Source organism: Salinibacter sp. (assembly GCF_036626415.1).
Lineage (GTDB): Bacteria > Bacteroidota > Rhodothermia > Rhodothermales > Salinibacteraceae > Salinibacter.
On record NZ_JAZKRW010000186.1, the window covers coordinates 1 to 4,214 of the forward strand.

4 protein-coding genes are annotated in these 4,214 nt (G+C 64.0%); 1 reads left to right on the forward strand and 3 read right to left on the reverse strand.

Annotation, left to right across the window (positions count from 1 at the left end; all coding sequences use genetic code 11):
- Positions 1–176: 176 nt before the first annotated feature.
- Together V5A20_RS13335 and V5A20_RS13340 are read right to left on the reverse strand one after the other, a co-directional pair.
- Positions 177–869 carry a M23 family metallopeptidase gene (locus tag V5A20_RS13335; protein ID WP_332327559.1) on the reverse strand — a complete coding sequence of 231 codons (693 nt, stop codon included), beginning with the start codon at positions 867–869 and terminating at the stop codon, positions 177–179.
- A gap of 481 nt (positions 870–1,350) precedes the next feature.
- A complete protein-coding gene (locus V5A20_RS13340) occupies positions 1,351–1,785 on the reverse strand; it encodes a hypothetical protein (protein ID WP_332315589.1) in 435 nt (144 codons plus the stop codon).
- A gap of 556 nt (positions 1,786–2,341) precedes the next feature.
- On the opposite strand from V5A20_RS13340, the gene V5A20_RS13345 reads away from it, so the two are divergent.
- On the forward strand, positions 2,342–3,427 hold the full coding sequence (locus V5A20_RS13345) for a lysylphosphatidylglycerol synthase transmembrane domain-containing protein (protein ID WP_332315590.1): 1,086 nt from the start codon (positions 2,342–2,344) through the stop codon (positions 3,425–3,427).
- A gap of 15 nt (positions 3,428–3,442) precedes the next feature.
- On the opposite strand, the gene V5A20_RS13350 is transcribed toward V5A20_RS13345, so the two are convergent.
- The coding region (locus tag V5A20_RS13350) for a phosphatase PAP2 family protein (protein WP_332327560.1) at positions 3,443–4,214 on the reverse strand (772 nt) is incomplete at its 5' end.

Genomic DNA, 4,214 nt, shown 5'->3' on the forward strand with positions numbered 1-4,214 from the left:
TGATCGGAAGGGCTGTTTGCTTCGCTCATTGAGCTGACGCTATTGAGTTGGCGCTATTGAGTTGGCGCTGTTGATCTGATGCTGTCGAGCTGGTGCTGTCGAGCTGGTGCTGTCGAGCTGGTGCTGTCGAGCTGGTGCTGTCGAGCTGGTGCTGGTAAGCGGTCGGTGCCGGTGGTTCACTGGCCTCCTGTGTCTGATCCAAACCGCTCCTCGGCGTAGAGGTCCACCTGGATCTGAAGCGGCGTGCCTTCTTTGGCTCCAAGCTTTGATGGATCGCCCTTCCAGGCCCCGATGTGGACGTGGGGATTTCGCGAGTTGCCGTTGTTGCCCACCTTGCCGACGACTTCTCCCGGTTTGACGGTCTCTCCTTCCTCTACCTCGATCTCCCGCACATGCGCGTGGAGGACGGTTACGTTCTCCGACGTGTGCTCGAATACGATTCCCCCAGGTTGCGCCTCTCTATTCATCGTTCCCGGCGTGTTGACGGTGTCTGGTTCCAGCACGCGGGCCACGGTCGCCTCAAAGGGAGCACGGACATCCCTGCGCCAGCCGTACCAGTCCTCATTTTGTTTCCCGTTGGTTTCCGGAGGGTAGGGGCGCGAGATGCCATCCTCATTGAGCTTCTCGACGATGAAGTCCCGTCCCAACTGGTCTGCCAGGCGAAGCGGCTCTCGGTATTCGTGCTCGCTGGTCGTCAGGTCGAGCCCCTCTCCCGACACGTCGATCGGCGGGTGAATGAACACCGACTGGGTTAGGGTGTCGTTTTCGAGGTCGAGCCCCCGTTGGGCATGGGCCTGGCCCAGCACGAGGAAGAGACCGGTCAGGGCAATGCCGAAGGCGCAAAGCAGGCGTGCTGTAAGTCGATTCATCGCTGAGCGGCGTTGGGCAGACACAGTAAATGGAAGAGATGCGGCTTCTTTGGTGGGCCGTTCACGTACCATACGACGTTCGGCGGGAATCCGTTACAAGAAGACTGGCCCCGCACAGAACAACAGTTCAGGTCCGATTCTCAGCCCTGATCCTCTTCCTGCCCGTCTTGCCGCACGCTCCACCAAAATACATCTATTCGGACGTCATTCTGGGCGACCGGCGCACAGTGAAAGGAGGGTATCGAAGGGGCCCACAAGGCCTCCTCTGAGACTCTCTTTGAGTCAAGCGGAAGCCGCTCGGAATGACGATTTTTAACGTTGGTTTGCTGACCTACGGAGGCGCCCTAGAGATCGTGGCTCTGAGACGCCCCCCTCCGTCCGTTGAGATGCTTCTGCCGGAGGGCCTCGACAGGAACTGTTCGCAGAATTGCTGTGCTCTGTCAGCACAACTGTGTGGCGCAGGGGAGCTGTGCGGCATGCCTCAGCTCGCCGCCGGCTCCTTCGCCCCAGCGGTGTACCCGCCGACCGTCGTTCCCCACACGAGACAATTAAACACAAATGGCAGGATCAACTTCGGAGGGGCGAACCCGAAGAAGACCGGTTTCCCCAGCATCCCCGGCGCAACGACAAGCCACAGCCAGAGCGCCGGCACCAGCCCGAATGCAATTCCTTTCCAGATCGTGGGCGCCCGGACGAGCGCCGCAAACGGCACGCCCCAGAGGGCCCCGCTCAGCACGAATAGTGCACCGCCCGCAAGTCCCGCGACGATCGAGCTGGACGGGCCGAACGTTGCGGTAAAGGTAGACATGAACATCGGAGTGACTCCCCCGATGGCGAACATCGCAAGCATAATTGCGGTGATGAAGATGGAGCCGAGTGCCCCGCCCACAAACCCGGACCGAAGACGAGACTGCATGGCAAGAGTGGTTTTTAGCCCAGAGTGAATTCTATAGTTTGAGAAGCTGCAGCTTCTGAGGCCAGTATCTGAGATCCATGGGTTGGCCGCAGCGTCATGCTCCTTCGGCTTCTCTGCGTGTCCCTCACGTGTGGCATTCGGCCCACACCGTTACGCGCCTCGTCTCGCCGGGAATCGACGGGGACGTCCTCCTCCACCGTGGACCTGTCAGGCTGGCGTCGTTCTCACCGCGACCAAGATTGCCGGAGGCCTCTTACCCTGTGTATCGAGCGGCCCGATAGTCCCTCCTTTCAGGCCACGGCCGGCCTTAGCGTGCAATCTCAAGTTTCCTCGTTCCCTCAGGGGGACCCCCTCCGTCAATCGGTTCGACGTCATTCCGCCATAGAACGAGACTTGCAGAAGACTGCCGCCTATGCCCCCTTGGCGGTGCTCTCTCCCAAACCTTTTTTCCCATGGCGGGTAGGACGAGACACCATTTGGGATGGCGGCCCCCTCCCTTCGCGTCCCGGCCCGCCGTCCTTCGCAAACGGGGTTCTCCTCTGGTGCTTCTCTGCCGATGCCTTCCCCCTCCTCTGATACGTCCGCTCCGTCTACGGAGGACGAGTCCCCTGAAGGGAGCGTTCAACCTCGGGCCGCCGGCTCCGTCCGCAACATCGTGGTGTCCCTCCTGCTCAGTGCGCTCGTGCTCGCGGGGGTTGGCTACGTCACGTTCGACGCCGACGCCTTCCGCCGCCTCATTCAGCACCTGGACCCGGGGCTGCTTGTCGCGGCCGCCGTCGCTTCGGTGGCCCGCCTCGGACTCGGGGGCTGGCGCCTGAGCCAGGTCTCGGAAGGGCGGCTCAGCATCTGGAGCGGCACGCGAGGGCAACTCGCGTGGGACTTCTTCTCCAGCGTGACCCCGTCGGTGGTGGGCGGCGGCCCGGTGGCGGCCTTCTATGTGGCCCGGGACGAAGACCTCGCGGTCGGCGAGTCGGCCGCCCTCATGTTTTTCTGCGTGCTGCTCGACCAGCTGTGGTTCTTGGTGGCCATCCCCCTCCTGGTTCTGGCGACCTTTACCATCGACTTGCTGCCAGAGGCGGCCGGCGCGATTGGGGTGTGGAGCCTGGTCGCCTATTTTGGGGGGCTGCTGATCTGGTCGAGCCTTTACGCCTACGCCACACTGGTCCGCCCCCGCCTGCTCGTAGAAATTACGGACTGGTGCTTTCGGTGGCCGTACCTCCGACGCTTCCGTGAGACGGTCATGCAGGAAATGCGGGCGTACTTTCGCCGGGCGCGGCACCTCGGAAGCCGGTCGGCCGCGTTTTATGCCTACGGCTTTTCCCTTACGGCCCTCGCTTGGCTCGCCCGCTACGCCCTCATCTTCTTCATCGTCCGCAGCGTCCACGCCGCGGATGCGCTGCTGCTCTTCGCCCGCTCGGCGGCGATGATGCTGGTAGGACTCATCATGCCGACCCCTGGGGGCTCCGGCGGCCTCGAAGGCCTGTACGCCCTCTTCATTGGGCCCCTCATGCCCGAAGCCCTCGTCGCCCCCACGCTCCTCACCTGGCGCCTTCTCGGCTACTATCTCTTCATCGCCCTCGGGGCATACCTGTTTCTGCACCAGTTGCAGCGGATGCGGACGACCGAGTCGCCCTCTCCGTAGCGACGCCTCCTCTCGCTAAAACTGGATCGAGAGCCCAACCCGATCGGTGGAGAGGATGGGGGTGTACTGGACCTCGTTGGACGCCGGCGGGGCGGACGACACCACCCGCCCAATAAAGTATCCCAGCGCCCCCCCTACCGCCACGTCCGTCAGCCAGTGGTCCCCGCTCCGGATGCGCTCCATCCCGACGGAGGCGGCCAGTCCGTAGGCCGGTGCCGACACGTACCAGCGGTCGGCCTGGTGCGCCAGGACCGACGCGATCGCGAAGGCGCGGGCCGTATGGCCGGAGGGCATCGACGTGCGAGAATGCACTCCGTCGAAGCTGCCGGGCTCTCCCGCAAAGGGGCCCGCCCCCACAAATGGGCGCGATCGGCTAAACAGCCCTTTTGCAACCCCCGTCACGACCTTCGTGTAGGCCACTGCTTCGAGCACTCGGACCGAGGTGCGGGTGAACGAGCGGCGTTGAAGAAGGAGCCCCCCGGCGGCCAAGAGGCCCGCCGTCCCGAGGGCCGCCCGATCCGGCCCCAGCCGGTCATACCACTGCCCGGGGGTCGCCGCGAGGGCGGTGGGAGCGGTGGTGGGGGCCGAACGATCCTGGAGCCCCCGATACACCGGGCGGTCAAGGGCCGACATGGCACTGAGCAGGACCCCCGAGGCCCCAAGCGTCAAGAGTTGCTGGGAGCGTGAGAGCGTGAACGGAGCCTCCGCGATCGTCAGTGCGTCTTGCCCCATGCTGCGAAGGGAGGGCACCCATCCGTCCGGACGGGACGCAGAACCCCCCTCCGAC

What these genes read in the sequence shown, in the direction of transcription:
- V5A20_RS13335 (WP_332327559.1), bottom strand. Translation starts at nt 869, where the DNA reads ATGAATCGACTTACAGCACGCCTGCTTTGCGCCTTCGGCATTGCCCTG.
- V5A20_RS13340 (WP_332315589.1), bottom strand. Translation starts at nt 1,785, where the DNA reads ATGCAGTCTCGTCTTCGGTCCGGGTTTGTGGGCGGGGCACTCGGCTCC.
- V5A20_RS13345 (WP_332315590.1), top strand. Translation starts at nt 2,342, where the DNA reads ATGCCTTCCCCCTCCTCTGATACGTCCGCTCCGTCTACGGAGGACGAG.